Genomic DNA, 25,790 nt, shown 5'->3' on the forward strand with positions numbered 1-25,790 from the left:
TATCAAAGGAGAGATTAGTATGAACAATGATGCTAGCAGATTACAAAGTGATTTACAGACCATTGTCACGACTCTTAGCCCTGGGATTTTACAAGACAAATTAGCAATACGTCTCGAAGAAGTACTGTATAGGTATCATATAGAACATCGAGAAATGAAAGAATTAGAGGATGATATGAAGGATAAGATTAACCTGTTTATATCATCTAAGAGATTAGAAGGTTTGGCAGAGGTAACACTTATTGGCTATGAAAGAGAACTCAAATTGTTTGCAGATAGTGTTTCTAAAGCAACAGTGCAAATTCAAACTCCGGATATAAGAAATTATTTAGCTTCTTTAAAAAGCGTTAAAAATGCTACAGTGGGAAAAAAGCTAGACGTATTTAGAAGTTTTTTCGGCTGGATGGTAAAAGAAGAAATACTTCTTCGGGATCCTACTGCAAAAATTAAAAACCCAAAGAAAGGCAAAAGATTACCAAAGGGGCTATCTGTAGAAGAACTGGAATTAGCCCGCGAAGTGTGCGAAACAAAACGTGAGAGAGCTATGTTAGAAGTGTTTTATTCCACGGGATGTAGACTAAGTGAATTAGCGAGTATGGATATTGATAGAATCGATAAGCAGGATATGAGTACCACTGTTATCGGTAAAGGAAATAAAGAGCGGAAAGTTTATTTGACTTATACCGCTTTATATCATCTGAATAGCTATCTGAAAAGTCGTAATGATGATTGTGAAGCGGTGTTCGTAACTAAAAGACGTCCTCATCGGAGAATGGGCAATAAATCCATACAGGATGAGGTGAATAAAATTGAGCAAAGGGCACAATTGAAAAAGAAGTTAACTCCTCACGTTCTTAGGCACACATTGGCTCAGAACATGCTAGACAATGGGGCAAATCTAGAAGAGGTACAAAGTATCTTAGGACATTCCAATATTTCTACTACACAAGTATATGCACATGTATCAGAGGAAAGAAAACAGCAAGCTCACAAGCGATATGCATAGTGTTTTAAGGTAAGTGCGTCTTCGCAAGGTCGTTCTTTTAATACCAAAATAACTATTCTACTTTTTCATTTTTATTCTTATAATAGATTTAATGTAATCACGTTTAATAGAGGGGGTTAATTCATTGGAGGTAAATGAATATCTTGTAATTGGCTTAACCACTGCACTGACGATGGTAGGCTTAATAGTTATTGGAAGGAAGTATCAATTGGCGTTAAAAAGGTATTTCAATAAATAGAAACGTGATAATACAAATAATTCATGCGAGAACGTCCACTGGGCGTTCTTTTATTTATCCATATATCTAAAGGGGGACTGAGGATGATGGAAGGAGAGAAAGCAGGTGACGCGTTTGCAGATTACCGGATTTAAATCAATTGGAGCACTAATAGCAAGCTTTGCGATGTATATGCTTAACGTAGTAAACGAGGCCATAGTGGTGCTCGTTTTTTTAATGTTGTTAGATATGATAACAGGGGTTATGAGGTCATTTTTAACGAAAAGTTGGAATAGCACAGTGGGAATGTCAGGGGTTATTAAAAAAGTGGCCATTTTTGTTTTAATAGGAATGGCAGGTGCTGTTGAATATGTAGCTCTATACGCAGGTCAAGACAGTAAAGGTCTAGTCATCTTAGGTGTAACTAGTTTTTTTATTGTGAATGAATGCATCTCTATATTAGAAAATACTGCACAGATTGGATTACCGATACCCCCAATACTTTATAACGTTTTAGAAAAGCTTCACAAAGATCCGTCCGGAAAAGAACAACGAGTAGAGAGACATCCGGAAATGGAGAGGTTAGACAAGTTAAAGTTAATTAAAGAAAACGAGATTTTACAGCATGAAATAATCAAAAAGGATACGGAGAATAAGGAGGAAACAAAAGATGAAAATTAACTGGAAAGTAAGATTCCAACACAGACCATTTATAATCGCTCTATTTGCATTAGTGATGTTACTTGTACAACAGGTAGCATCTTTTTTTGGAGTAGACACAACTTTATACAACGACCAAGTCACTGATTTATTCAATACTGTGCTGGCTATTCTCATTTTATTAGGGATTGTTTCAGACCCTACTACAAACGGTATATCTGACAGTCAACAAGCTTTGAGATACGACAAACCAAAGGAGTGATTGATAGTGGCAAAAATACAAGACATTAGAAATCAGACTGCAGCTTCTAAGACAAAACGTAATATCAATCAGATTAAAAAAATAGCACGACATCATTCAGCTTCAGCTTCTGGTGATTACTTTAGCTTTTGGAATTATTGGAAGAGCAAAGGTTGGACGAAAGGTGGTTATCATGAAATCATTTTGCGTGATGGTACCATTCAACTTTGTTACGATCCTATTTATCCAACGAATGGTATAGCGAATCACAATACGGATATCTATAACATCTGCTTAGTTGGAAATGGTAGCTTCACAGAAGCACAAGAAAGGGCTTTTGAAGAACGTTGTCTATTAGCTATGCAAAGCTTCGGATTAGGTGTGGAAGATGTACTAGGACATAATGAATTTAGTGGTACCGCAACGTCTTGTCCAGGCATTAATATGGATAGCGTTCGCAAACGTTTGAAAGCGTTAGTTGTTCCTAATAAAGTTGCCGGTGTGTCCTCCATAGATGAGAAAATTATGTGGGGTAAGACGGAATTAAAGCCTGGTCAAAAAGGGAAAATTACGATACTCAAAAGGATTAATTTATGGCAAGATGGTCCAAACGGAAAACTTCAAATGGTTCGTGTGCTGAATCCAGATGAAGAATATCGAGTTTACGGCTATCGAGATTTACATGGTGGCCAGTATGATGTAGGTGGAGGTTACTGGATTACTAAGATGCCGGAACACATTAAATACGAAACGCCTTCTAAAGCGATGTTAGCTAAATTAAACGAAATATAACATTAAGCCCTGCTCATATTCGAGTGGGGCTTTTTTATTTTATAGAATCAATTAGGGGTAATCGTAATTTACCTTTGCTAGTCCATCCTCTCGACCTTACTTTACAATGGAATGGAGGTGATTTGTTCAACAATACTTCTTTAATTTCACTCGTGAAACCTATTCGAGTACTTCCTATATACTCTCCATCTAAACTGCTAAATTGAACAGTTAAAGGTTTAAAGGAAATCTTTGATACTAAGCAATCATGATAGCTCCAATTAATGGTCTTCCTCCAATTATCAGAACGCTTGCCAGTTAAATAGGGCGTACCTAAGCGTTTCGCTACAATACCCTCCATTTTATTCTCGCTCATTAAATTAAATACAGCTTCACCTTCTGTGTATATGTATGGCACTAAATTAATATATGGTGAATCTATCATAGTCAACGCTTCAGTCAGTACTGCTTTACGTTCTTCAAGCGGGTACTCTGTAGTCGATTTGTTTTTATAAGAGATGATATCGAAGGCCTTAAAGGATATTTGTTTATTCATGTTTCCCCTAAAGCGTGACATAGCCCCTTCAAATGTTTCTTGTGCATTCGTACCTGGACCGATTAACTCTCCATCCAACAAAACATCTTTAGAAAAATTAAGTTCTGGAAAACGATCTGTTGTAATAGTGCCATGCCTTGTATATGAATGATTGTTCCCCACTAGTAATCGAATACCGTCAAACTTAGGTTCATATATCCAGCCTTCTTCTGAACTAGCTTTTTCTTGATAACCTAAAAGCATCGGTTTCACTGTTTTCAATGATTTCACCTCTGTTATATTGTTTCCAATATAAAAAATTACAATACACCGAATGAATTAGAAATATTTACTTGTTGTAAAATCAAACTAATGTTCGTATAATAAGTGTAAGAAAAGGAGGGAACAAATGTGCGTATTTTGTTAGAGAAGTATTTCAGTCGTGGTCAGCTTATGGAATTGATATATCTTTCAAGAACTGGTGAGATGAGTAAAAGGAAAGTGAAGATCCTAAAGATTCAAGGTGATTCATTTCAAGCGTATTGCTTCAAAAGAAAAGCAAAGCGAATATTTCTAATCGACAATGTACTTGCATGCGTTCCTGTGATTAATAAAGAAAAGGATGTAATATGATGAGCAAACGACAAAAACAAATTTATGAGTACATCAAAAAGTATCTTGCCGAAAAGAAGTATTCTCCGTCCATAAGAGAAATAGCTGAAGCTGTCGGACTGAGATCATCATCAACTGTACATGGTCACCTAGATAACTTACGTAATAATGGTTATATCGATTTTGTAAATTCTTCTCCTCGCACTCTGCAAATAGTCCGATGATTGATTACAGCTCACTACCTAATCGTTCAATTGCCTGTATCGATATGATGAGCTTTTATGCGTCTTGTATTGCTGTCCTGCATGACCTAGATGTTAGGACAGTTCCAATTGCAGTTGTCGGAAATTTCGAACAAAAAGGTTCTGTTGTTTTAGCTGCAAGTCCAGCTATGAAGAATAGGTTTCGGGTAAAAACAGGTACTCGGCTATTTGAGATACCAGACCACCCAGATATTCGATTATTTGAACCGAAAATGAGCTATTTTCTCAAAATGTCGATGGCTGTAACAGAAATACTTCATAAATATGTACCTCCGGAAGCGATACACGTCTACTCAGTCGATGAGAGTTTCATAGATTTAACTGGAACTAATGAACTGTGGGGTCCGCCAGAACATACAATTCAACGCATACAAAAAGAAATACTAGATTCCTTGCAGTTGCATTCAACTGCAGGAATGGGACCAAACATGCTAATGGCAAAATTAGCACTTGATTTAGAAGCCAAAAAGTCTGGCTTCGCAAAATGGTCGTATGAAGATGTTCAAACCAAACTTTGGCCTGTTACTCCGTTATCAGAAATGTGGGGCATAGGTCGCCAGGTAGAAAAAACTCTTAATAACATGGGAATCACCTCAATAGGGCAGATAGCTAAGACTCCATTGGAGTTACTTGAGAATAAATTTGGCGTAATGGGTAATCAGATCTATCATCATGCACACGGAATCGATTTAGCTGAGCTAGGAGCACCATACGAAGAAGGACAGATCAGTTACGGCAAAAGTCAGATTCTCATGCGCGATTATATCAAAATAGAAGATGTGAAAGCAGTTATCTTGGAAATGTGCGAAGATGTAGCGAAAAGAGCGAGAGATGCGTATCAAGCCGGAAGGACGATCACATTGGGTATCGGTTATAGCAAAAACGCATTCGGCGGGGGATTCCAGAGAGCTAGAACAATTTATGAAGCGACGAACGACACGATGAAAATTTATAAGGTATGCTTAGATTTATTAAAAGAAAACTACAATAGGAATCCCGTACGTCATATATCCATCTCTATCACAAAACTAGAGGATGAACACTCGATGCAGCTAAGTCTTTTTGAAAAGGATAACTGGAAAAATCGAAAGCTTGCTGCAGCTATGGATAGCATACGCAACCGTTTTGGTTCTGCAGCACTATTAAGGGCTGTATCATACACACCTGCAGGTACTGCGGTAAAACGATCTAAAATGGTTGGTGGGCACAAAGGATAAGGAGGAAATAGTATGATTAGAGACCGAGGAATGAAGAAGTGGCAAGGTATGATGTTACCGGAACATGTTCGTTTGTTACATCGACGGAGAGAAAATTTAACGAAGGTTAGACGACCAGAACTAGATGAACAGGAACTGGAGTCGTTACAAGAAATTTTAAGCAGGCTTTTGAAAACCGAAACAGAAGCCGATTATAAAGTTTGGGATAATGGCGTCTTTGATACTCATCGAGGTACCATCACCAAAATAGATGCACACAATCGCTTGATTTATTACATTAATCCTTTCAGTACGCCACAAGAACCTATTAAGATTAATCAAATTGTAGATATTACTCCGGTATAATGGAGAAATTTAATTTTATTCAGACATGCATTTTTCGTAGTTGATTCGCATAAGCTAGATAGCAGCAAGCGCTATTAGCTTTTCACAATCCTGTTGGGGTATTTCCCACAGGATTTTTTTATTTTTTATGCATCAAACGATGATAGCGCTCATATCGTATAGAAAAGGAGCGTGACATCTTTGGCAGAAAATAATCGATATTCTAGACCTGTAGCTTTTAACCGAAAAAACTCAATAGATGAACAAATTAACAAATTTATAGGTAAGCGCAACTTTAGCGGATTAGTAAAAAAACTATTCATAGAAAAAATGAAATCTGAAGGAATTGAAATAGTGAAAGAACCCAAAATAAGAAAAGCTTCAAGAGTAAAAGGAGAATCGGATGCAGAAGTAAAAGTAGAAACTGCTGCAGAAAAAATGGCACGAATGAAAGAACAATTAAAAAAGCCAGGCAATTAGCCCAGCTGTTATCCTAATGCATTTACAATTAAACCTAAAGTTGCTCCTATACCTAATCCAATAACAAAAATCATCAGAATCATTCCTTTCTGTTTTGTCTCTCTTAGTTTTGCCATGTGATTAAATAAATATACGTGGAGGGGAAATATTGGCGATTTTAAATCCGAATTATGAATTTTTAAAAGCGGATTATGCGAACCCAAATTTAACTGGACGGAAAGTGGAGAAGGTTGAGGAATTGAAGGGTAATAATTGGTCAGTGACTAAAGTGGTATCAGCAGCGACTCCAGTGTTAGTCCTGACCTTGCCTAGCCTAACATTTGCGGCAGATAATTCTTTTGACAACCTGTATCCAACGCTTATGCGCATGTTTGACAGTGCAGTCGTTTTAGTAATCGTGTTTGCTGGTGCTTCATGGGCACTTGGTCATCGTTCTAAAGCAATCGAATTGTTGATAGGTGTATGTTGTGGTTACTTGCTTGCTCGAAATGCAGTAAACATTCGAGATTTCCTTAAAACGATATGAAGGGACGGTTATATGGCAAACAACGCTAACACTAGCGAGCATTGGATATGGAAATTTGATCAATGGGTAATCGATACCGAAAAAGAGTACATCTATAAACCGTTAGGTGAAAAGATAGCAAACAATTTAGGAGAAGGTTTGAAAGATATCGGGCTAATTGTTTGGAATTCATTTGTTGAAACGTTGCCTGATTTAATTGGATTCGGAACAATAGCGGCAGGAGCATTTGTTATAATCAGCACAATGTTTGGAAGAGGTATGATTAAGCCTTTAGCGATATTTGGAGGGGTAACAATACTAGCAGCGGTCATATTGGAGGCAAATTAGATGGAGGAAATTACACACTATTATCCTGTGGTCTTGTCTGAAAGTACTACAAAGACATCATTTAAGCTATCTGATTTAAAAAAGAGTGTAGCCTTGTCTAATTTTCTAATAATAGAAGAAAATGAAATGGTAGTTTACCGCATCATTCCCCATAGCGACGTAGCCAACAACAACAAAAGATTGTGGCGTTCCATTTATAAAATGTATGAAATGTATGAAAAGCAAAGCAGTCGAATGGAAAGAAATCGATTTAAATTGACTTATAGAAAAAAAGATTACTTTTGGTTTGATGTGATTTTTAAAATGGAAGGTGGTAAAAAGAAAATAGAATTCTATATAGCCACAACAGAATTCCAAGCGAAAAAGTTAAAGCGAAAAATTGAAAACAAAATGAGTGTAACGATAACTGAAGCCAGTATTAATGATTTGTATGTACCAGAAGAGAATACAGTTGTGCAGGAGATGAAATATCTTAAGCATGATATATTCTCACTTAATTCCAATTCGAACGAAACTAAAACACCTATCGCAAATGTACTCAACACATTGGATGAGCTACAATTCGATGGAGATATAGCCCGTTTAAGTATAGCCGCTGAAGTAGAGAATAGATCAAAATGGGTTCGGAACTCTCAATGGGCTTATGAGAAAGCAAGAAAAGGAAATGTCCCTCAAAGGGCTAATTTGAATGGGAGACGTTTGGTAAACGGGGCTAAAGTAGGAATAGGGGCTATTATTAATGAAATAAACGATTTAGTCACCGACACTTTCGAAGCCTTAAGCAATGCATTCTTTAAAAGTGACAAAGGGATCAAGAAAGAAAAAATAATCAAAAAAGCGTATAGCATAGAGGATGAGATAGGGACAACGAGAATAAATCACGAAAAAGGAAATTTACCTGTATTTAAAACACATATCAGAGTGGTATCTCATTCAAGTGACAGGCTCACAAGAGACAGTATGGGGGAATCTTTAACACTAGCTATGCAAGATCTAACCGATACAAACGAGCTTAGTGGATTTAAGGTCACACATAACGGCAAACGGGTGAGAATTATCCGTGAACTGAATCGATTAGATCTCTCACCTCAAACGAAAACCGATCCAAATGTAAATTTGATTAGTACAGACGAAATGAGTAAGTTAGCTCTAATGATGCCCAATAAAGAACTACAAAGAAAGTATGCGGATGCCCTAGATGTGAAAAAAAGAGTAGAAACTGAAATACCTGCAGTACTTCAGAAAGAAGATAATTTATTGCTAGGTCATTCTGAAGTGAAAGATAATAAAATAGCGGTAGGTTTGCAAGCGAATGAAAAAGAGGAATTCTATTGTGGTTACACTTTTATCGGTAAACAAGGTAGCGGTAAGGATAACGCTATTCAAAACTTTGTTTATGAAGGGGCCATGAAGCACAACATTTCATTCGTAATCCCTGACTGGATTTGCCAACCTGGACACAAAGGGATGGCAGATGGTATTAGGGATCTACTTCCTCCGGATAAAATTATCGACCTAGATTTATCTCACGAAGACTGGATTATTCCAATGGATTTGACTGAGGTAATTGATAAGCTTGGAAGAAAAGGTGGCTCACGTTTTGCACTTGAGATGATTGATTTCATGCAGTTGGAAGGATTAGCGCGATCCGAAAAATACTTAATGGAAGCGAGTAAAGCAGCTAACGGTTCACTGTTCAATATTAAACAGATAATTGAAGATGAAGAATTCCGAGCCGATACAATCGAAAAGTTAATCGAAAAAGGAAACGTGAGGCTAGCGAAGGATTTACTGGCATGGGGATCAAATGATGATTTAGGAAATAAATGTGACGCTATCTTGCATAGGTTGAATAAATTTTTTGGGGATGAAACGTTGCATGATATTTTCTCCCAGCCACCGAAAGAGGAAGTGGATTTTGAAAAGTGGATGAAGGAAGGTAAAACCATCATCATTCGCATGCCGAAAAGGAGACTAGGAAACGCAAGTAATACTCTAGCTCACTGGGTTACGTTAAAGGTGTTGATGACTAGATTGCTTATGAGTGAAGAAGATAAAGATAAACACGGTTGTTTCATGGTATTCAATGAACCTGAACAAGTTGAATCAGAAGGATTGGCACGTTTAATGGGGCGTATCGCAACAGAAGGTCGAAAAGAACGACTAGGTTCCATATTCGCATTTCATCATTGGGGGAAGCTCCCTGGTTACTTACAGGATAATTTAATTGCTGGCGGCGTCAATCAATTCTTATTTGCCAACGATCATAAGAAAACATTTGAGATGGCAAAGGATCGTTTACATCCTACCTTTACAATAGAAGAAAGTCTACTTACTCCTAAACATTATGCAATTGCTATCCTCAATACAAAAGAGCCATTACATGCATTTATGATCCACATGTTACCTCCGCGGAAAGAGCGCTTTGATAATTCTTTTTTAACAAAACGACACGCTCAAATTTTCGGTAGAAGTTGGGAAGAGTTACAGCATGCATTGTAAGAAGAAAACCACCTACCAAAAATGGAAGGTGGTTTTTAGTGAATTGAAATGGGATAAACAAAGTCCAAATACAAAAAAATCTGTGCAAGGGCTTAGGTTTAATTTTGAGAGTGCATTTATAATAGTAGATACTCTGGTTTATTATTTAGATTTCACATATTTGATTGCTCCTTTAGGGGTTGAGTAATATACTGTACAATATAACGTATTTAAAGAAAAGAGTGATAAAATGGCTACTTGTAATATCAGAACATATCCATTAGGATTTATTCAAACTAATTGTTATATTGTTTCGAATGCGGAAAAAGAATGCTTGATTTTTGATCCAGGTGGAGAAGGGGAGAAAATAGTAAGTGAACTTCGCAGGTTGAAATTGAAACCACTTGCCATTCTTTTAACACATGCCCATTTCGATCATATTGGAGCAGTAGAAGATGTAAGAAATTCTTTTTCTATACCTGTATATATTCATACTGCGGAAAAGAAATGGTTGGTCGATCCAACCAAAAATGGTTCTGCCAAATATGCGGAAATTCCATCTATTGTATGCAAAGAAGCGGATGTTGTATTAGAAAATGAATCCAATCTAACAATTGGCAACTTTGAAATGCATTTACTACATACACCAGGACATTCTCCAGGTAGTATCACTTATTACTTTGTAGAAGCAGAATTGGCGATAGTCGGAGATACTCTGTTTCAAAACAGTATCGGGCGTACGGACTTACCAGGTGGAAATCAAGCTGAATTAATGAAATCAATTCATACCAAGCTTTTAACTTTACCAGAGTCGACTATTATATACCCTGGGCACGGTTCAGCGACAACAATTGAAGATGAAATGGAATCGAATCCATTTTTAAATGGGTTTTAATAAGCGCTAGGTAGAATAGAAAAAAGCAGCTCAATTTGAGCTGCTTTTTCGTTTGGACGATTAATGTCCAGCGCCTGGTACGTGCATAAAAGTAGTGTAGTATGTAAAACCTGCGAAGAAGAACATTAAGTAAGCTCCGAAGATGTACATATACATACGTTCCGAAAGGTTTAAAAACCCTAAAAGAAGGAATAATCCCGTATTTGCTAAAAATAGTAGAGAAGCTTCTGACATACCACCTAAATAAAAGAAAACTGCAAAAATCCCTGTCCAGAAAGCCATCACTTTATACATATTGCCCATTTGTAGTCCCTCCTTTTGCAACGACACAAATATTCTCTCATTCATTATAGATGATTATGTCGACAACTGTAAACTGATTATTGCACAACACTTATGAATATACATCGGATTGTCACAATTATGATTCATCTATAGTTTCATTATAGAACTTCTATTTGATATACGCAATTGTTACAATGATTTTGCATACTTTCTATTTGAACAAAATTATTTGTTGGAAAAAGTGCATCGAATTGTCCTTTTAAAAACGATTCATGCAAGGAACAAACGAGTGCAGGGTGTTTATGTAACTGATTTTTATAAGGACAATTGTAAATAGAAAAAGTGATGACTTTTTTCCCTTCATTTTCTGTAATTTGAGGTATATACCCAATCGCATTGGCAGCTTCCTTGAAAAGCTCCATTTTATCTTCAAAGGACTGTGTAGTAGAAGAAATATGCTTGATAATTGTTTGCCCATATTGATAACTAATTTCTTTAGCTTTTGTGAGCGCATCGTCTCCCATGGAATCGACTAACTCTAACAGCCATTGTAATAATAAATGGTCTTCTTGTTTAGGGAAACTTAAATAGATCGGTTCCTCTGCAAGGAAATATATTCTGGCAGGGCGACCACCTTTTTTATTATTTTCTAGCTCGGAAGAAACTAGTTTTGAGTCATTTAATTTTGTTAAATGTAGTCTTGCAACATTTGGATGTATGCCAAATTCATCTGCGATTTCTTGTACATTGACTTGTTTCTTTTTTTTCACTATATATTGATAGATGGAGTATCTAGTTTCATCAGCTAGTGTATTTGTAATCTTTAAAGTGTCCTTCATACTATTTTCTCCTTTCCTATCTTTCTATAATTATAAAGTAGTAAAACAAAATAACAAACAAAACTATATATTAATAATTAGAAAATTTTAAGAAATCTCTTTATTTATTTGGAGAATGGAAGTATACTTAGCTTGTATAGGTTGTATGCGGTCACAGCTTATACCTGGAGAAAGGAAAGATGCATGCAACAAATAGAAAATACGATTGAGCAAAAATGTGCGCAATTATTAAGGAAAGCGCATAGGTTTGGTGCTTCGGATTTGCATATGATCCCAAACGAAGAAAGTTATTTCTATTATTTTAAGAAACACGCCCAAATGTTTGAAGCAGGGAAGCTTCCCCTCCCATTGGGTGAACGTATTATATCATTCTTCAAGTTTTTATCCTCTCTTGATATCAGCGAAAAAAGAAAGCCACAAAGTGGTTCATTTCAACAAACATTCAATTCAAAAAAATTCTCATTTCGTGTTTCAACATTACCATCTGTATACGGAAAGGAAAGTCTTGTTATTCGTTTACAGCAACATGATAATGCCAAAATAATCCATGCATTGTCATTATTTCGAGATGCCTCCGAAAAAATAGTAGAGCTTGCGAACAATCGGCAAGGGCTGATTCTGTTTGTAGGACCTACTGGCTCTGGTAAATCAACGACTATGTATTCACTCACTAAATATTGTTCCGAAAACTTGAATCGCCATGTCATTTCTCTAGAGGATCCAGTAGAAAATAGTCAATCGCATCTATTGCAAATTCAAGTAAATGAACGATCAGGAGTAACTTATTCAACGGGATTAAAAGCCATCCTAAGACATTCACCAGATGTAATAATGATAGGTGAAATACGCGACGAAGCCACTGCTAAAGCAGCTATCCAAGCTTCTTTGACGGGTCATTTAGTGGTGTCTACAATTCATGCTAAAGATGGTATAGGAGCTCTCTATCGATTAATGGACTTAGGGGTATCTGCAGAAGAATTGAAACAAACGATAATTGGTATAGTAACCCAAAGACTTGTGCCAATAATAAATTTGAAACAACCGGAGCTTTCCGCTATCTTCGAAATTATTTCAGATGAATTTTTAGTAGAGGCATTAAGCTCGCTTATTACTGGTAATGACTTTCATATCCCACATGCAATTACTCTTTCCTATCAAATTGAGAGAGGGGTAAGAGAAGGTGTCATTCAAAGAAATTAAAATGTATTTTATGAAAAAAGATGAAATAATTCCTTCTAATATGCAATCGCCATTTTTAAGTAGATTAAGTGATTTATTGAAAGAGGGATATACTTTTCATGAAGCTGTATCTATGTTACTGCCTTTCCATGTAAAAAATGCGAATAAAGTAATCATTCAGGTGACGGAGATCCAAAAAAACGGTTTAAATGTGAGCGAGGTATTTAAATTATTAGGTTTCCCAACTCGATTGCTTCTTCCTATTAATTTAGCGATGATTCACGGACAGTTACAGGAGACAGTTGCAACTCTTGGTGTGAATGTTGCTGTTTATGAACGGGCGAAAAAACGATTAAATAATTTGTTAATGTATCCGCTCTTTTTATTTGTCGCCATTTTTATGTTGTTTACGATTTTCAGAATATATTTTCTTCCCAATATGGAAACTCTGCTCAATACAAGAGAGTCCAGCAAACCAGATAACTCTATAGCTTGGACCAGTGTATTATTGCAGATGCCAAATACTTTTTTAATCATAATGATTGTAGCTATAGTGCTTATAAGCATATTTCTACTTTTTATGAATAAGCGAACAGTGGAAGAACAGCTTAGTTTCTATCGGAAGATACCAGTTGTAAATAGATGGTACAAACTATTGTTGACTAGAGTGTTCTCTAGAGAAATAGGTGGACTAATCGAAAGTGGTATGCCTCTGCAACAATCTTTAGATGCATTAATTCAACAAAAAGAACATAAAGCCCTGCAGTTTATGGCAATACAAATGAAAAACAAAATTGTGCACGGTGAGTCTTTTTCTAAATCAGTTTTACTATTAGACTATTTCACGGAAGACTTTCATCAATTTGTCGTGCACGGAGAAAACAGTGGGTATCTTGGTAGGGAATTAACATTATATAGCGAGTTTCTATCAGATCGGATTGAAACAAAACTTTCACGGTATTTAAGCATTCTCCAACCAACATTGTTTTTCATATTAGCTGTTTTCATTATCGGTGCGTATTTAGCAATCTTATTACCAATATACGAAATGATAAATATTGTCTAAGGGAGATAATTATTATGAAGAAAATATGGAAAAATCAACGAGGCTTCACTTTAGTAGAAATGATGATTGTTTTACTTATTATTTCGGTTTTGATACTTATCTCTATTCCAAATGTTACGAAGCATTCTGCCAATATTGATGAGAAAGGCTGCGATGCTTTTTTGAAAATGGTGGAAGGACAGATTCAGGCATATAAAATAGAAAATAAAAAAATACCAACCATGGAGGAACTAAGTGAAAGCGAATTTTTAAATGGGATGGATGCGTGTCCAAATGGAGATAAAATAGAAATTGCCGCAGATGGAAGTGTGGATGTCATAAAAGGAAAAACGGAATAATAGATGGAGCAATTCAAACGAAATGAACAAGGCTTTACATTAGTGGAAACAATTCTTGTATTATCTATCGTGATGGTTATTACAGCCTCCGTTGTTTATGTGACGACTTCAAGAATAGAAGCTGCAGAAGAAAAACGTTTTTTTAGACAGTTTCATTTAGATATGCAAAAAATCCAATCTATTGCTATTGGAGAAACCAAATATACACATATTTATTTTGATGAAAATGGCTCTAAATATGTGGGGGAATGGGCAAACACTCGTCTATTTGAGTATAAAGTGCCGAAGCATATACGTCTTTCTGCTGATAGTAGTTTAAAGAGGGTCTCTTTTCATCCAAATGGCATGGTGAGTCAATTTGGAACATTTTTATTTGAGATTAAAAAAGGTACTAAAACAGTTACAAAAACGGTTACAGTGTATATCGGCACGGGCAGGTTAAATTATGAGGAATAGTGATGGGTTTTCTTGGCCTGAGACTATACTGGCACTCAGTATAACTTTTATCATTGCGACCACTCTACTTCCATTACTAAATAATATGCAAGTTCAATTAGAAGATAAGAAAAGAAAATATCATGCCTCTGTTGTTATGCTGGAAGCTGCTAAAAAATATGTAACAGAAACTAGCTTAAATGGATCAGTGGATATTGAAAAGGTTACGTATGCGTATGAAATTCATAATCATCAAATTTGCGTGTACTACGAAGGAATGCGAGAGGAGAAGTCGAAATGCGTAACTTTTTCAAATTGAGCATGAGCAACCAGGAAGGATATACACTAGTGGATGGAATTATACAGTTATCTGTATTAATGCTTTTTTCACAAGTATTTGCCGTAACGGTCGGCTGGACAAATAAAGTAGAAGAAAGTATAACAAATCCACTGGACACGGAATGGGCATTATTTGTTCAAAACGTAGAAACATATTTAAATGATATAGACTCACTCATCATTCAAAAAGAGCAACCGGGAATACGACTCAAAAAAGGTGGAGAAGAGTATGACATCGAATTGTACCAAAATTTAATAAGAAAACAAAAAAATCGTTTGGGACACGAGCAGATGTTATTACATGTAAAATCTATCGCGATATCCATCGAAGGTCAAATTCTACACTTCTCTGTCGATTTTTCGAATGGAATGGAAAAGGAGCATACTTTTTATGTTAAATTTCGTTCAGAATGAGAAAGGAGTATTGTTTCCAGCTGCAATGTTACTATTATTAATCGTTTGTTTGTCCTTATTTTCGACAGCCGCTGCATATCAATCTAAATATCGAACATATGATTCGTTGGAATTGAGCAATATTAATGCTACTATCATTAAAATAGTAGTATAAAATTCAAGAAACGTTGACATATAAGCTTTAAAGCAATAAAAAATGCGAGTTAAAAATGCAAAAATCACATTTCACTCACATTTCTTTTTATTTCTTCTTAAAATCCATTAAATCGTTAAATAGTTCTCCAACTTTTTCTTGAACTTGTTCTCGCATACCTTTTGTTACATGCATATAAATTTGAGTAGTGGTATCAGAATTTTTATGACCTACTTGTTTCATTATGAATGGAAGACTGAATCCTTTTTCTGCTAACATGCTAATATGTGTGTGCCTTAAAATGTAAGGATACAATTTTTTCTTGATTGGAGTTGTTGCACGAATTTCATTTAATGCCTTTGCTAAGTACTCTTCTTTAATAGGATAACCATCTGGTGTGGAAAAAACATGATCACTTTTAGTGAAATGATGTTTTTCTTTGTATTCCAGCACATTTTTTATCATATTCATTATTCTTTCTTCCATATCGATTAACCTTATGCTAGTTGTATTTTTGGGAGGAGTAAGCTTAAATACTTTCTTTAAATTTTTCTTTCTATAAATCGTCTTGGTAATACTTAATTGATTCGATTCGAACAATACATCTTTTTCTTTTAACGCGATTGCTTCGCCGGGGCGCATTCCGGAAAAGGCGATTGTATAAATTGCAATCACATTCACGTAGTTATAATACTTGTCCGCAGCATTTAACAACTCCCATAATTCTTCTGTCTCAAGATATTTTTCTGAGACGTTATCATTTTCAATATCTTCTACAGTCTTTTGTTTTTTAGGGATTTCCGCATTTAGCGTTGGATTGGATTTTATCAAATTTATTTCAGTGGCATATCTAAAAATCATCCTCGCAGTAGTGTGGATCATTTTCATCGTATTCAAGGATTGTTCCTTTTTAAATAAATCATTTAAGATTTTTTGATAATGCGTTAATGTGACGCTTTTCATTTTCAGACTTCCTATATACTTTATCAGGACTTCTATGCAATATTCCCTTATTGCATATGTCGATTCTTTTTGACCTTTAAGTAGGTACTGTTCAAACCATTGATAAGCAAAGTCTTTAAAAGTAATATTAGGGTCATATATTAGATTGTGGTCGATTTCTTCAATAGCAGCTAATACCTTTGCTTTTGCTTCTTTCTGGCTTTTACCTCGCCTAGATATTTGTTTTCTTCTTCCGGTAGCTGGATCACGCGGACCATCAGCAACACAAACCCATTTTTTCCCCTTTATTAATTCGCGACAATACATAAAATCACTCCTTACTATCACGCTAACACAGATTTTCAGGATAATAGGTCTCTTTAGGTGAGCGTTTACACCATTATGTGAGCCGTAGGATTAATGCTTTGTCTTAAGCATTAAAATTACTTTCACAGGCTCATTTGTTGATGTATTGTTTCCGATTACTTAAGTACTGGTGAAGCCTTTTTTCTGCAAATTCATAGTTGACGCGGAACGTCTTCTGAAGCACCCAGACAGCTTTCTTTTGATTTGTGGGTAAATCTATTCGTTCAAGCATAAAAGTCGGTACACAGGCATGATAGGCGAAATTTGACGCTTTAAATTCTTGATACTCCAAAAATGAAGAGGGGAGAACTCTCTGATTGCCATCGTGCCACTCAATATGGCATAACTCATGACCAAAATCTTGCCATTGTTCGCATTCAGTCAATCTATCATCTATCAAAATAGCATTTCCTACCGTCATGGAGCTGTATGGTAGATAGACAAGGGTTGTACCTAAACGTGCAGCTATAGATTCCATATCTAACTGATGCGGCCAGTAAATGCCGATTGAGTTGTACATCTTTCTCACGTATTCTTCCATAATGTTGTAAGTATATCTCATGAAGTTAACTCCTTTTGGAACGTATGTTCTATTTTAAGTATAAAAGAAATCCCTGCAAATTGGAAGCAGGGATTCAAACTATGTTAAGAAAGTCATTAATATTACCAATTTCAATATTTTTTGAGAAAAACATAAACTCTTGTCCTTTAGAAGGAGTAGCAATTGAATAGTTAAGTGAGTATTTAGTAGCGCGATTGTTTTTATACAACTCTTCTATTTGTTCAGCAATATCATATGTTAATATCCAGTATCTATTTTTCATAACTGATTTAATTTGATTGGCCAACTCAACATGATCCTCGTGTGAATAGAAGTTAGTATACAAATCGGGACCCTTTAAATAATAGGGAGGATCAAAGAAAGTTAATGATTTTCTAGTATACTTAATTTCATTGTCAATAAAATCTTTTGCGTCCATATTGCAAACTTTAATTTGATTTCTAAACGAATGGATTCTTTCAATCCGCTTAATAATATCTTCTTTGTTAAATCTACAATCTAACTTATAGATACCGTCTTGTTTTTTTCCGCCAATTACACCAGCTTTTATAATCCCTGAACGATTAGTTCGATTTAGGAATAGTGTAGAAAATGCTAAAGATAATTCATCTGCTGTCATTTTTTCTTGCTGAATTTCTTTTTGTTTATACCATTCTGTCATCGTAATCGGAGTATTTCTAACCAAAGAAATTAGCGAATCAGCGTTTGTTAAAAGGGTACTCCATAAAGCATATATACTTCGATCATAATCGTTTATAATTATCTTTTTTACATCACCATTTAATAAAAGTCGAAGTGCAACGGCAGCTCCTCCTGCAAAGGGTTCAATGTAAGTTGAAATGTTATTTTGGTTAACTAAATGTTTCACATAGTTATACGTTTTATCTTTCCCACCAGGATACCGCAATGGAGATAGCGTAGCCATTTTATCACCTCTTTAATATAATATTATAATTTGATAAAAATGGCCATTGTTTAATTAGTTTTTTCTAGTAAGGTAGATTTAACATAATTAATAGAAAGATTGAATTGATTAACAAAACCTTTAATGACATCAGGATTATCGTTCATCCAGTACTGGATTAATTTAGTTTTGTCAAAAATAGGTTCATAGTTTCTAAACCATTTCTTATATATTTCTCTGATTTTTTCTTGTTTAGCTATTTGGTCTAGACTCTGTGATAGTTCTTGAAGTATTTTATCCCTAACATATTGGATTGTTAATTCATCGTTATCAAACCAAAAGCTATGATCAGGTTGTTGAACTAAAAGAGTTAAATAAGATTCTATAGTTTTCTCAGGTGTTTCACTACCTGGCAGCGTGCATATATTTAAATTATCTTCTAGCATATTTCGGTAGTTCTGTTTTCGTTTAACATCTTCATCAAGAACTATAACAACTGACTTAAAATATGTATCTTTGCTTGGTAACTTAATTAATGTGTCACATCCAATTTCAGCACTAATTTTATTTAGATTTACTTCATCTAAATCTAAAGAAGATGTGAATTCTGATATTTTATTAAAAAAGTAAAGGCCTTCGTCATCTTCAAAATAAATTTTTATCTCCTGTTTAGTATCAATAAATAAAGTATCTTTTAAAAACATATCACTTTTTATTTTCTTATATGTCGGATCCCTCATTATCTTTGGTGATACAGTATCCTTTATGTAGATAACATTGTAATAAAGTGTATGATCGCTAGTATTTATTGAAGTTTTAAATTGCTTGTTTAGAACGTTCTTAATTATTGTTAGTGAATGTGTTGTGCAAATAATTTGTAAGTTTAATTCCTTAGAACATCTATCTAAAATATTTAGTAATTTTTCTTGAGCATCTGGATGCAAACAAGCATCAATTTCATCTATTACAAGTATTCCACCAGAATAGGTCTCATTTAAATCTCGTTTTAGTTTTTTAAATGATAGTAATGCTGTAAAAATTGTAGATAAACTATCTTGTCCAAGAGAAACAGCGTGATATGAATAGTCTCCAAAAGCTGGACCAATTGATTTTTTAGTAGAATCTTTTAAGTTCTGTTTAATTACTTTTGTTGAATCTATATTTTCCTGCCCCATGACTTCTTGATACCATATATTCATTTGATTACTATCTTCTACTTCGATTGTGGATTCTTTTAATTCATAACTAAGTTTTTGAGATTCCCCAATAGGAAAAACCCTGCTCATTCCAATATATAGTGTGGGAATAGGAATTTTAGAACTTGCTTTAACTCCTGATATCTCCTCTTGAATTTGTTTTCCGTTCTCATCTGAGTTTCTAGGTACTATTTTTAATCTTTTTATTTGTATAGTCTTTTCTGATGCAGAACTGCCATTGCCTGTTTTGACTGTTTTACTCTCATTATGCTGAGTTATTGTACAAAACTTGTAAAAAGGGGAAGATTGAAAATTATATTTCAAAATGACTGAATATTTTTTATCCAAATCTTTAGTAAAATCTTTTTCTATATCAAGTCTAAAAATTTCATTAAATTTAGATTGAAAAATTTTATCGAAATAGCTCTTATAACCTCCTAATTCACTTCCATTTGCAATTAAGCCTAGGATTGTTGATTTACCTACACCATTATGACCGGATATTATCGTAATTCTTTTAGCAACATTTATGTGCATTTCTTTAAGTTTTCTAAATCTCTGGATATGCACTTTTTCTAAAGTATTTGACATAAAAACCCTCCTATTCATAGATAACTATATCTCATGAAAACAATGAAAAATAATATGACATACTGTCTTATTATTACTTACCTCTCACAAGCAATCCCATCTTTGTCTCGATCACTTTTGACGTTAGCGTCATAAATTTCTTTCGATACAAATGGCGTATATTTTGTTTTTCCACCTTTATTTTTAATGTTTGCGGCTTTTGCTACTCCACCTTTATAGGTTTTGTTTAACTCTGTGCAGTTTTTAAATGTCTTTCCCGCAGCATCTGCTTGAGTGGGGGAGGCAGATGAAACACTAAGTACCAATGTAGTTGCTAATGCAATTGATAAGATTTTTTTTATTTTAGTTCCTCCATTTTTTGGATAAATTCTTATCAAAAGAATAGCCCAGAAGGGCTATAGCTTGTGTTAGATTCCTAATAACTCTTTCTTATTCTCACCAATTTCTATCTAAAAATTTTATTCTCTTTCGACCTCTAATGTGGCCTCTAAAGTTGTTAATGAAATGATCGCTGATAACATTTCGGAATCTGCGTATTCCACATCACCTTTCATCTTATCCAAGCTTGAAGGGCTAAAATCTCCTTTGTCAAACATTTTTTGTGCTTTAATAGCAGCCTCAGCTCTCCACATAGAAGCGTTTCTCATTTTTGATTTAAATTCGGAGAATAATTTTTGGTTTTCTTTAGATAATCCTTCGTCCGAAATAGCAGGAATAGAACTTTGTAGAGTTTTATATCTTTGCTCTACAGTTTTCATATTGTCATATGCTGTGTATACGTCTACAGTTCCGTTTCCAACTCCTTCAAAGGTTGGTTGCCAAACGGAACTCCATGCATCATCATACATTTGCATTTGTGTATCCACTTTAGACTTTATTTCATTTATGTAGTATTCCTTTTCTTTAGCGAGTTTCTTTTTAGATTCCTCCGCTTTTTCAGCCTCTTTAGCTTTTTTCTCTTCTTCAGCTTTTGCTTTTGCTTCAGCTTCATTTTTTGCTTTTTCCTCAGCAGTAGGTTCCTCTGTTTTTGCTACTTCACCTGCAGTTTCTACTGTTTCAGTTTCTTTTTTCTCAGTTTCTTCAACACTTGGAGAAATTGCTGCGCCTAAGACCGTTAATGCAAACGCACCACCAGTAATTAGCCCCCATTTTTTTTTCGGTTTTCTTCGGATTAGTAATATAATTAACATAAAAATTCCGACTGTAAATCCTAAAGAACCGACTAAAATAAATAATGCTCCCATAATAACACTCCTATTATTAATTATTAAATAAACGCTATGTTAATAGCATGAATTTATAACTCCATATGATTCTGCTAAATTCCTTTTATGGAAAAATGAGTGTATATATAATACGATTGACTTGCGTAAATATAACTATCTCATATCTATAAAAAAGAGACGTAGCAAAAACTACATCTCCTATTTAAGAAATTAAAGCTTTCCTTGACCTTTCAAAATTTCCCACATCTTCAGCAAAGCTTCTTTTTGTTCGTCGGAACTTTCGTTAAATTCCTTGAATAATATTTTCGAGCGTGGATCATTAAGCCATTTATCGAATTCATCATTTCCTGTATCAGTGGATTGATGTTTAATTTCTGATATTCCTATTATGTAATCTGCTGAACAGTCTAAAGCTTTTGCTAATTCTTTTAAATCTTCTTTTCCGATTTCCGTATATCCTCTTTCCCAGTTAGAGATTACTTGGGAAGACACGTTTATTTTATCTGCCAGTTGTTTTTGGGTTAAATGTAATTCTTTTCGAAGCTGTCTTATGCGATTTTCGCCTGCCACAAGTAACACTCCCTTCACATTAAAATATAACAATAAGTAACGGAATATGATACATAACTAACGATAATTGAGAATTTTTTTATTAATTATGTTGACACTAACGGAAAACGTTAGTATAGTTGTATTAACGGATTACGTTAGTTTATTGGAGGTGATTTAATGGTTTTTGAAAACTTAAAAAGAATACGTCTCGCTAAGGGTGTTACTCAAATGCATTTATCTAAGAAGCTAGGGATTAGTAATATGGCTTATAGTCGAATGGAAAATGGCGAGACGAAAATTGATGTAGAAAGATTAAGAGTAATAGCAGTTTTACTAGGAGTTGATATTAATATTTTTTTTGATAAAGAACTAACGGAATTCGTTATCGAAAAACACTATGTTTCATAAAAGGAGGAATGAAGATGAATCAATTACAGGTGTTTAACTTTGAAAGCCATTCAGTTCGTGTCATCGAGCAAGAAGGAGATCCTTGGTTCGTAGCAATTGATGTATGTGAGTTTTTAGGTCTTACAAATCCAACGATGGCTTTATCCAGATTAGATGATGATGAACGCGCTAAGTACAACTTAGGCCGTCAAGGAAACACGAATATTATCAACGAATACGGATTATACTCACTTATTTTGGCGAGTCGAAAACCGGTTGCTAAAAAATTTAAAAGATGGGTTACCCATGAGGTGATTCCTTCAATTAGAAAGCATGGAGCATATATGACACCGGAAACAATTGAAAAAGTTCTAACGGATCCGGATACTATTATTCAACTTGCTACTAATTTAAAAGAAGAACAAACGAAACGTCGAGCTGCTGAATTGAAACTGGAGGAACAAAAACCGAAAGTACTCTTCGCTGAATCGGTAGAAACAAGTCAATCTTCCATATTAATTCGTGAATTAGCTATCTTGCTTAAACAAAACGGAATTGATACTGGAGAAAAACGTTTGTATGAATGGTTACGAGAAAACAACTACCTTATTAAACGATTTGGTACGGATAGAAATACTCCTACTCAACGTAGCATGGATCTTGGCTTGTTCGAAGTTAAAGAAACGCCTATTAATCATAACAGCGGAATGATTTCAATTAATAAAACTACTAAAGTCACTGGCAAAGGACAAGTTTATTTTATCAATAGGTTTTTAACAGCTAAAAAAGCAATTTGAGGGGGCTGTCAATCGACAGCCGGGAAGGAGGAACACAAAATGTTAAACGTTCAGTTCGATGCAGAGGCATTGCGGCAGATTATCCGCGAGGAAATTCGTGAAGCGGTGATTGATACACAAAAGGCGAGAGAGCTTCCGCCACTTTTAACGAGAAAAGAGCTTATGGAGTTACTTCATATAGGCCAAACAAAAACATCGGAGTTACTAGCTCGCTCAGACTTTCCGGTGTTTCGAGAAGCAGGATTGTTAATACCTACTGACCTCTTATTCAAGTGGATTGTAAAGAATACTAAGTGGGTTGAAGAAAACTCGAACTATCTCTCTGTAAGTTAATTATAGCTTTATTGACTATAAGCAACGGTCTACAAGAAGTTAACTCGGAAATGAAATGTGAATTCAATTAAATAGAAAGGTTGGTAAAATGACTAGAACAAAAGTGGGGGAAATGTTGAAAGAAATGAGAGGGGAACAAACGCAGTTGTCTTTAGGGCTAGATATCAATTTAACTCGTGAAACTGTGTCGAAATATGAAAATGGACGTTCGAAGGTTCCTTCGGACATATCTAGAACACTAGTGAACAAATACGATAATCCGAAATTCGCAATGACAATTCGTAATGAATATACAGGTACTGGTCCTAAATGGCTTGATGGTCCAAATGTAGATCTCCATCGCTCAAGTGTTAAAGAGAAAACATTAGAGGAATTACGTGAGGCATTAGAAACACTTGAAAGTTTTAGCTTAGCAAAGCCTTTAAAAAAACTACAACTATTCGAAAGACAGTTGCTTGAGCGTGTATTGGATGAATTAGTAGAAGCGCAAACAGCGATAGATCATATGGTTGCGGTTGTATGCAAGGAAGCGGACATAAGCTACACCGGAGTGTGGGATAAGCATTATAGATCGCTTGCATCAGCTGGATATATAGGAGGAGCGAAATGATGAGACAGGAGCTATTCAGAAAGCAAGATTATCATGCAGCATTACGAGAACATGCGAGCATCATCGATTGCGGAAAAGCGATAGAAGATTGCATGCGTACAGGCGATTTAAAAGAAGCGCTTATGTTTGTTCGGGACATTAATAAATCGTTAGAAGCATTAAAAAGCATGGCGGTAAAAAAGCAACTGGATGTAAAAGTTAAGAGTTTGCTAGACGAACTGGTAGCTGCAGGAGTAAACGTAATGGTGGTGAAAAGACGTGAAAGTTAAAGTATCTGAGTGGTTGGCAATGGAACCAGTTGAACGGTACTTGTTAATCGTAAAAAAAGCAAATAAAAAAACTAACTGACTCGGCAAAGTCAATTAGCAAAATTGAATACGTATGAATATTATAACATGAGAGCATTTGCTCTCGTCAAGAAGTCTGAGATTTCCCTTTGATATCTAAGATTTCTTGTTGGGGTTCAACTATTAGAAAGAGGTGGAAACATGTTGGAAAATAGTATGGTAGCAGGCTATGGATACGAGGAGCCATTACGAGAACCTAGAATGGTTGGTCAATGCATCTACAAACATTGTAGAGAAGAACTGTACGAAGGTGAAGGTTACGAACTTTATGGTCATTTATATTGCTCTACAGGATGCATGGGAGAACATCTTATCGAAAAAGGCGAGGCAGTCGATTTAAGCGCATAAGAAAATCCACTATTAGAAGTAGTGGATTGGTAAGAAGCTCTAGAATTAAATTTATATTTTTATTATATCGGTAGGCATCAGAAATTTCAAGGAGGGGTATTGTGCAAGCCAAAACGTTTATAAAAACTGTTGATTTGACCCGTGAAGAGTGGTTGGAAGCAAGAAAGCTTGGTATTGGTGGTAGTGATGTATCAGCAATTGCAGGTTTAAACAAGTGGAAGTCACCAGTTGGAGTTTATTTAGATAAGGTCGGTCAAGCACCTCATGAGGATTTGGCTGGGGAAGCTGCATACTGGGGCAATGTTATGGAAGATATAGTTGCTAAAGAATTTACTGTACGAACTGGTTTAAAGGTACGTAGAAGAAACGCAATATTGAAACACTCAGAATATCCTTTCATGTTAGCTAATGTGGACCGTTTGATTATTGGTAAACGAGAAGGTTTGGAGTGTAAAACAACTTCTGAATACCTAAAAGGTGAGTGGGATTGTGAAGAAATACCAACCGCTTATATACTCCAATGTCAGCATTACATGGCAGTTACAGGCTTCACAGCTTGGCACATAGCAGTACTTGTTGGAGGAAATAAATTTGTCCATAAAAAAATCGACCGTGATGAGGAATTAATCACATACCTCATAAATATAGAAAAAGATTTTTGGGAAAACCACGTGTTGAAACAAATTCCGCCTGCATTTGATGGTTCTGATGCATCTGTAGACTTACTAAAAGCACTTTATCCTGAATCGGATCATGACACAGAAATTAATCTACCTACTGAAATGGAAACACTTATTGATGCATTAGACCAAATAAAAGTTGATATGACTGAACTTCAAACAAAAGAGAAGGAATATAAAAATCAAATCAAAGCGTTTATGGGTGTGAACGAAAATGCTTTTACAGCTACTCGGAAAGTGACATGGAAATCAAATGATGTAACACGCATTGATTCAAAACGCTTAAAAGAAGAGGAACCAGAATTATTTAAAAAATATTCGAGTACTACTTCGGAACGAAAATTCTTAATCAAATAGGAGGAAAAC

Annotated in this window: 38 protein-coding genes; 28 read left to right on the plus strand and 10 right to left on the minus strand. The window is 35.1% G+C overall.

What is annotated here, in order from left to right:
• Positions 1 to 19 precede the first annotated feature (19 nt).
• From FG382_RS08090 to FG382_RS08105, 4 genes are all read left to right on the plus strand, one after another.
• Positions 20 to 1,006: a tyrosine-type recombinase/integrase gene (locus tag FG382_RS08090; RefSeq protein ID WP_211356376.1), complete on the plus strand. Its 987-nt coding sequence runs from the start codon at positions 20 to 22 to the stop codon at positions 1,004 to 1,006.
• A gap of 343 nt (positions 1,007 to 1,349) precedes the next feature.
• The gene (locus FG382_RS08095) at positions 1,350 to 1,904 is read left to right on the plus strand and encodes a phage holin family protein (RefSeq protein WP_142538392.1); all 555 of its coding nucleotides are present in this window, start codon (positions 1,350 to 1,352) and stop codon (positions 1,902 to 1,904) included.
• Positions 1,894 to 2,145, plus strand: a complete 252-nt coding sequence (locus FG382_RS08100; protein WP_142538393.1) for a phage holin — start codon at positions 1,894 to 1,896, stop codon at positions 2,143 to 2,145. The genes FG382_RS08095 and FG382_RS08100 overlap by 11 nt, the downstream gene beginning before the upstream one ends.
• Before the next feature lie 6 nt (positions 2,146 to 2,151).
• Positions 2,152 to 2,916, plus strand: a complete 765-nt coding sequence (locus FG382_RS08105) for a peptidoglycan recognition protein family protein (protein WP_211356377.1) — start codon at positions 2,152 to 2,154, stop codon at positions 2,914 to 2,916.
• Positions 2,917 to 2,950: 34 nt separating this feature from the next.
• Here the strand turns inward: FG382_RS08105 and FG382_RS08110 are convergent, their stop codons facing one another.
• Positions 2,951 to 3,703 (minus strand): ATP-dependent DNA ligase, encoded by a 753-nt coding sequence (locus FG382_RS08110; RefSeq protein ID WP_229677372.1) that lies wholly within the window; start codon positions 3,701 to 3,703, stop codon positions 2,951 to 2,953.
• 138 nt (positions 3,704 to 3,841) lie between these two features.
• Between FG382_RS08110 and FG382_RS08115 the strand changes: the two genes are divergently transcribed.
• The 10 genes from FG382_RS08115 (at position 3,842) to FG382_RS08155 (ending at position 10,555) form a co-directional block, all read left to right on the plus strand.
• Positions 3,842 to 4,063 carry a transcriptional regulator gene (locus FG382_RS08115; protein ID WP_229677365.1) on the plus strand — a complete coding sequence of 74 codons (222 nt, stop codon included), beginning with the start codon at positions 3,842 to 3,844 and terminating at the stop codon, positions 4,061 to 4,063.
• Positions 4,063 to 4,266, plus strand: a complete 204-nt coding sequence (locus FG382_RS08120; RefSeq protein ID WP_229677364.1) for a LexA family protein — start codon at positions 4,063 to 4,065, stop codon at positions 4,264 to 4,266. Before FG382_RS08115 ends, FG382_RS08120 begins: the two co-directional genes overlap by 1 nt.
• Complete coding sequence (locus FG382_RS08125; RefSeq protein WP_142538397.1) at positions 4,263 to 5,522, plus strand: Y-family DNA polymerase; 1,260 nt, start codon at positions 4,263 to 4,265, stop codon at positions 5,520 to 5,522. Before FG382_RS08120 ends, FG382_RS08125 begins: the two co-directional genes overlap by 4 nt.
• Positions 5,523 to 5,534: 12 nt before the next feature.
• Positions 5,535 to 5,867: a YolD-like family protein gene (locus FG382_RS08130; protein WP_142538398.1), complete on the plus strand. Its 333-nt coding sequence runs from the start codon at positions 5,535 to 5,537 to the stop codon at positions 5,865 to 5,867.
• 180 nt (positions 5,868 to 6,047) lie between these two features.
• Positions 6,048 to 6,326 carry a hypothetical protein gene (locus FG382_RS08135; RefSeq protein WP_142538399.1) on the plus strand — a complete coding sequence of 93 codons (279 nt, stop codon included), beginning with the start codon at positions 6,048 to 6,050 and terminating at the stop codon, positions 6,324 to 6,326.
• 148 nt (positions 6,327 to 6,474) lie between these two features.
• Complete coding sequence (locus FG382_RS08140) at positions 6,475 to 6,852, plus strand: glycosyltransferase (protein ID WP_142538400.1); 378 nt, start codon at positions 6,475 to 6,477, stop codon at positions 6,850 to 6,852.
• 12 nt (positions 6,853 to 6,864) lie between these two features.
• Positions 6,865 to 7,179, plus strand: a complete 315-nt coding sequence (locus FG382_RS08145; protein ID WP_142538401.1) for a hypothetical protein — start codon at positions 6,865 to 6,867, stop codon at positions 7,177 to 7,179.
• Positions 7,180 to 9,681, plus strand: a complete 2,502-nt coding sequence (locus tag FG382_RS08150; protein WP_211356378.1) for an ATP-binding protein — start codon at positions 7,180 to 7,182, stop codon at positions 9,679 to 9,681. It abuts the gene before it with no gap.
• A gap of 43 nt (positions 9,682 to 9,724) precedes the next feature.
• Positions 9,725 to 9,868 (plus strand): hypothetical protein, encoded by a 144-nt coding sequence (locus FG382_RS22590; protein ID WP_170206475.1) that lies wholly within the window; start codon positions 9,725 to 9,727, stop codon positions 9,866 to 9,868.
• Positions 9,869 to 9,910: 42 nt separating this feature from the next.
• Entirely contained in the window at positions 9,911 to 10,555 is a 645-nt protein-coding gene (locus FG382_RS08155; protein WP_142538402.1) for an MBL fold metallo-hydrolase, read from the plus strand.
• 60 nt (positions 10,556 to 10,615) lie between these two features.
• On the opposite strand, the gene FG382_RS08160 is transcribed toward FG382_RS08155, so the two are convergent.
• Both FG382_RS08160 and FG382_RS08165 read right to left on the minus strand, forming a co-directional pair.
• Entirely contained in the window at positions 10,616 to 10,858 is a 243-nt protein-coding gene (locus FG382_RS08160) for a DUF2626 family protein (RefSeq protein WP_142538403.1), read from the minus strand.
• A 140-nt stretch (positions 10,859 to 10,998) separates the two neighbouring features.
• Complete coding sequence (locus FG382_RS08165) at positions 10,999 to 11,679, minus strand: helix-turn-helix transcriptional regulator (protein ID WP_142538404.1); 681 nt, start codon at positions 11,677 to 11,679, stop codon at positions 10,999 to 11,001.
• Positions 11,680 to 11,862: 183 nt separating this feature from the next.
• Here FG382_RS08165 and comGA point away from each other — a divergent pair, with 183 nt between their 5' ends.
• Genes comGA through FG382_RS22595 form a run of 7 tightly spaced genes read left to right on the plus strand, consistent with a single transcriptional unit; the run spans position 11,863 to position 15,604 of the window.
• On the plus strand, positions 11,863 to 12,879 hold the full coding sequence (gene comGA, locus FG382_RS08170) for a competence type IV pilus ATPase ComGA (protein ID WP_142538405.1): 1,017 nt from the start codon (positions 11,863 to 11,865) through the stop codon (positions 12,877 to 12,879).
• A gap of 10 nt (positions 12,880 to 12,889) precedes the next feature.
• A complete protein-coding gene (gene comGB / locus FG382_RS08175; protein ID WP_211356379.1) occupies positions 12,890 to 13,924 on the plus strand; it encodes a competence type IV pilus assembly protein ComGB in 1,035 nt (344 codons plus the stop codon).
• Positions 13,925 to 13,938: 14 nt separating this feature from the next.
• Positions 13,939 to 14,262, plus strand: coding sequence for a competence type IV pilus major pilin ComGC (gene comGC / locus FG382_RS08180; RefSeq protein WP_142538407.1), 324 nt, complete (start codon positions 13,939 to 13,941; stop codon positions 14,260 to 14,262).
• 3 nt (positions 14,263 to 14,265) lie between these two features.
• On the plus strand, positions 14,266 to 14,718 hold the full coding sequence (gene comGD, locus FG382_RS08185) for a competence type IV pilus minor pilin ComGD (RefSeq protein ID WP_142538408.1): 453 nt from the start codon (positions 14,266 to 14,268) through the stop codon (positions 14,716 to 14,718).
• Positions 14,708 to 15,016 (plus strand): hypothetical protein, encoded by a 309-nt coding sequence (locus FG382_RS08190; RefSeq protein WP_142538409.1) that lies wholly within the window; start codon positions 14,708 to 14,710, stop codon positions 15,014 to 15,016. Before comGD ends, FG382_RS08190 begins: the two co-directional genes overlap by 11 nt.
• Positions 14,995 to 15,450, plus strand: a complete 456-nt coding sequence (gene comGF, locus FG382_RS08195; protein ID WP_142538410.1) for a competence type IV pilus minor pilin ComGF — start codon at positions 14,995 to 14,997, stop codon at positions 15,448 to 15,450. The genes FG382_RS08190 and comGF overlap by 22 nt, the downstream gene beginning before the upstream one ends.
• Positions 15,428 to 15,604, plus strand: coding sequence for a hypothetical protein (locus FG382_RS22595; protein ID WP_170206476.1), 177 nt, complete (start codon positions 15,428 to 15,430; stop codon positions 15,602 to 15,604). Before comGF ends, FG382_RS22595 begins: the two co-directional genes overlap by 23 nt.
• An 87-nt stretch (positions 15,605 to 15,691) precedes the next feature.
• Here FG382_RS22595 and FG382_RS08200 read toward each other — a convergent pair whose 3' ends face one another.
• From FG382_RS08200 to FG382_RS08230, 7 genes are all read right to left on the minus strand, one after another.
• Entirely contained in the window at positions 15,692 to 16,852 is a 1,161-nt protein-coding gene (locus FG382_RS08200) for a tyrosine-type recombinase/integrase (RefSeq protein ID WP_142538411.1), read from the minus strand.
• Positions 16,853 to 16,982: 130 nt separating this feature from the next.
• Positions 16,983 to 17,453 (minus strand): ImmA/IrrE family metallo-endopeptidase, encoded by a 471-nt coding sequence (locus FG382_RS08205; protein ID WP_142538412.1) that lies wholly within the window; start codon positions 17,451 to 17,453, stop codon positions 16,983 to 16,985.
• Between the two features lie 73 nt (positions 17,454 to 17,526).
• On the minus strand, positions 17,527 to 18,378 hold the full coding sequence (locus FG382_RS08210; RefSeq protein ID WP_142538413.1) for a DNA adenine methylase: 852 nt from the start codon (positions 18,376 to 18,378) through the stop codon (positions 17,527 to 17,529).
• 50 nt (positions 18,379 to 18,428) lie between these two features.
• Positions 18,429 to 20,144 (minus strand): ATP-binding protein, encoded by a 1,716-nt coding sequence (locus FG382_RS08215; RefSeq protein WP_170206477.1) that lies wholly within the window; start codon positions 20,142 to 20,144, stop codon positions 18,429 to 18,431.
• 77 nt (positions 20,145 to 20,221) lie between these two features.
• Complete coding sequence (locus tag FG382_RS08220) at positions 20,222 to 20,485, minus strand: excalibur calcium-binding domain-containing protein (RefSeq protein WP_142538595.1); 264 nt, start codon at positions 20,483 to 20,485, stop codon at positions 20,222 to 20,224.
• 117 nt (positions 20,486 to 20,602) lie between these two features.
• Positions 20,603 to 21,388: a hypothetical protein gene (locus FG382_RS22930; protein ID WP_142538415.1), complete on the minus strand. Its 786-nt coding sequence runs from the start codon at positions 21,386 to 21,388 to the stop codon at positions 20,603 to 20,605.
• Between the two features lie 192 nt (positions 21,389 to 21,580).
• A complete protein-coding gene (locus FG382_RS08230; protein WP_170206478.1) occupies positions 21,581 to 21,940 on the minus strand; it encodes a helix-turn-helix domain-containing protein in 360 nt (119 codons plus the stop codon).
• A 159-nt stretch (positions 21,941 to 22,099) separates the two neighbouring features.
• Here FG382_RS08230 and FG382_RS08235 point away from each other — a divergent pair, with 159 nt between their 5' ends.
• The 7 genes from FG382_RS08235 to FG382_RS08265 all read left to right on the plus strand — a co-directional run bounded on the left by FG382_RS08235 (position 22,100) and on the right by FG382_RS08265 (position 25,781).
• A complete protein-coding gene (locus FG382_RS08235; RefSeq protein ID WP_142538417.1) occupies positions 22,100 to 22,330 on the plus strand; it encodes a helix-turn-helix domain-containing protein in 231 nt (76 codons plus the stop codon).
• A 14-nt stretch (positions 22,331 to 22,344) separates the two neighbouring features.
• Positions 22,345 to 23,106 (plus strand): phage antirepressor, encoded by a 762-nt coding sequence (locus FG382_RS08240; protein WP_142538418.1) that lies wholly within the window; start codon positions 22,345 to 22,347, stop codon positions 23,104 to 23,106.
• A gap of 39 nt (positions 23,107 to 23,145) precedes the next feature.
• Positions 23,146 to 23,439, plus strand: a complete 294-nt coding sequence (locus tag FG382_RS08245; protein WP_142538419.1) for a DNA-binding protein — start codon at positions 23,146 to 23,148, stop codon at positions 23,437 to 23,439.
• 88 nt (positions 23,440 to 23,527) lie between these two features.
• A complete protein-coding gene (locus FG382_RS08250) occupies positions 23,528 to 24,049 on the plus strand; it encodes a helix-turn-helix transcriptional regulator (protein ID WP_142538420.1) in 522 nt (173 codons plus the stop codon).
• Complete coding sequence (locus FG382_RS08255; RefSeq protein WP_142538421.1) at positions 24,049 to 24,318, plus strand: hypothetical protein; 270 nt, start codon at positions 24,049 to 24,051, stop codon at positions 24,316 to 24,318. The genes FG382_RS08250 and FG382_RS08255 overlap by 1 nt, the downstream gene beginning before the upstream one ends.
• Before the next feature lie 219 nt (positions 24,319 to 24,537).
• Positions 24,538 to 24,744, plus strand: a complete 207-nt coding sequence (locus FG382_RS08260; RefSeq protein WP_142538422.1) for a hypothetical protein — start codon at positions 24,538 to 24,540, stop codon at positions 24,742 to 24,744.
• A 101-nt stretch (positions 24,745 to 24,845) separates the two neighbouring features.
• The gene (locus FG382_RS08265; protein WP_142538423.1) at positions 24,846 to 25,781 is read left to right on the plus strand and encodes a YqaJ viral recombinase family nuclease; all 936 of its coding nucleotides are present in this window, start codon (positions 24,846 to 24,848) and stop codon (positions 25,779 to 25,781) included.
• Positions 25,782 to 25,790 lie beyond the last annotated feature (9 nt).

It is taken from the genome of Psychrobacillus lasiicapitis (assembly GCF_006861795.1).
GTDB lineage: Bacteria > Bacillota > Bacilli > Bacillales_A > Planococcaceae > Psychrobacillus > Psychrobacillus lasiicapitis.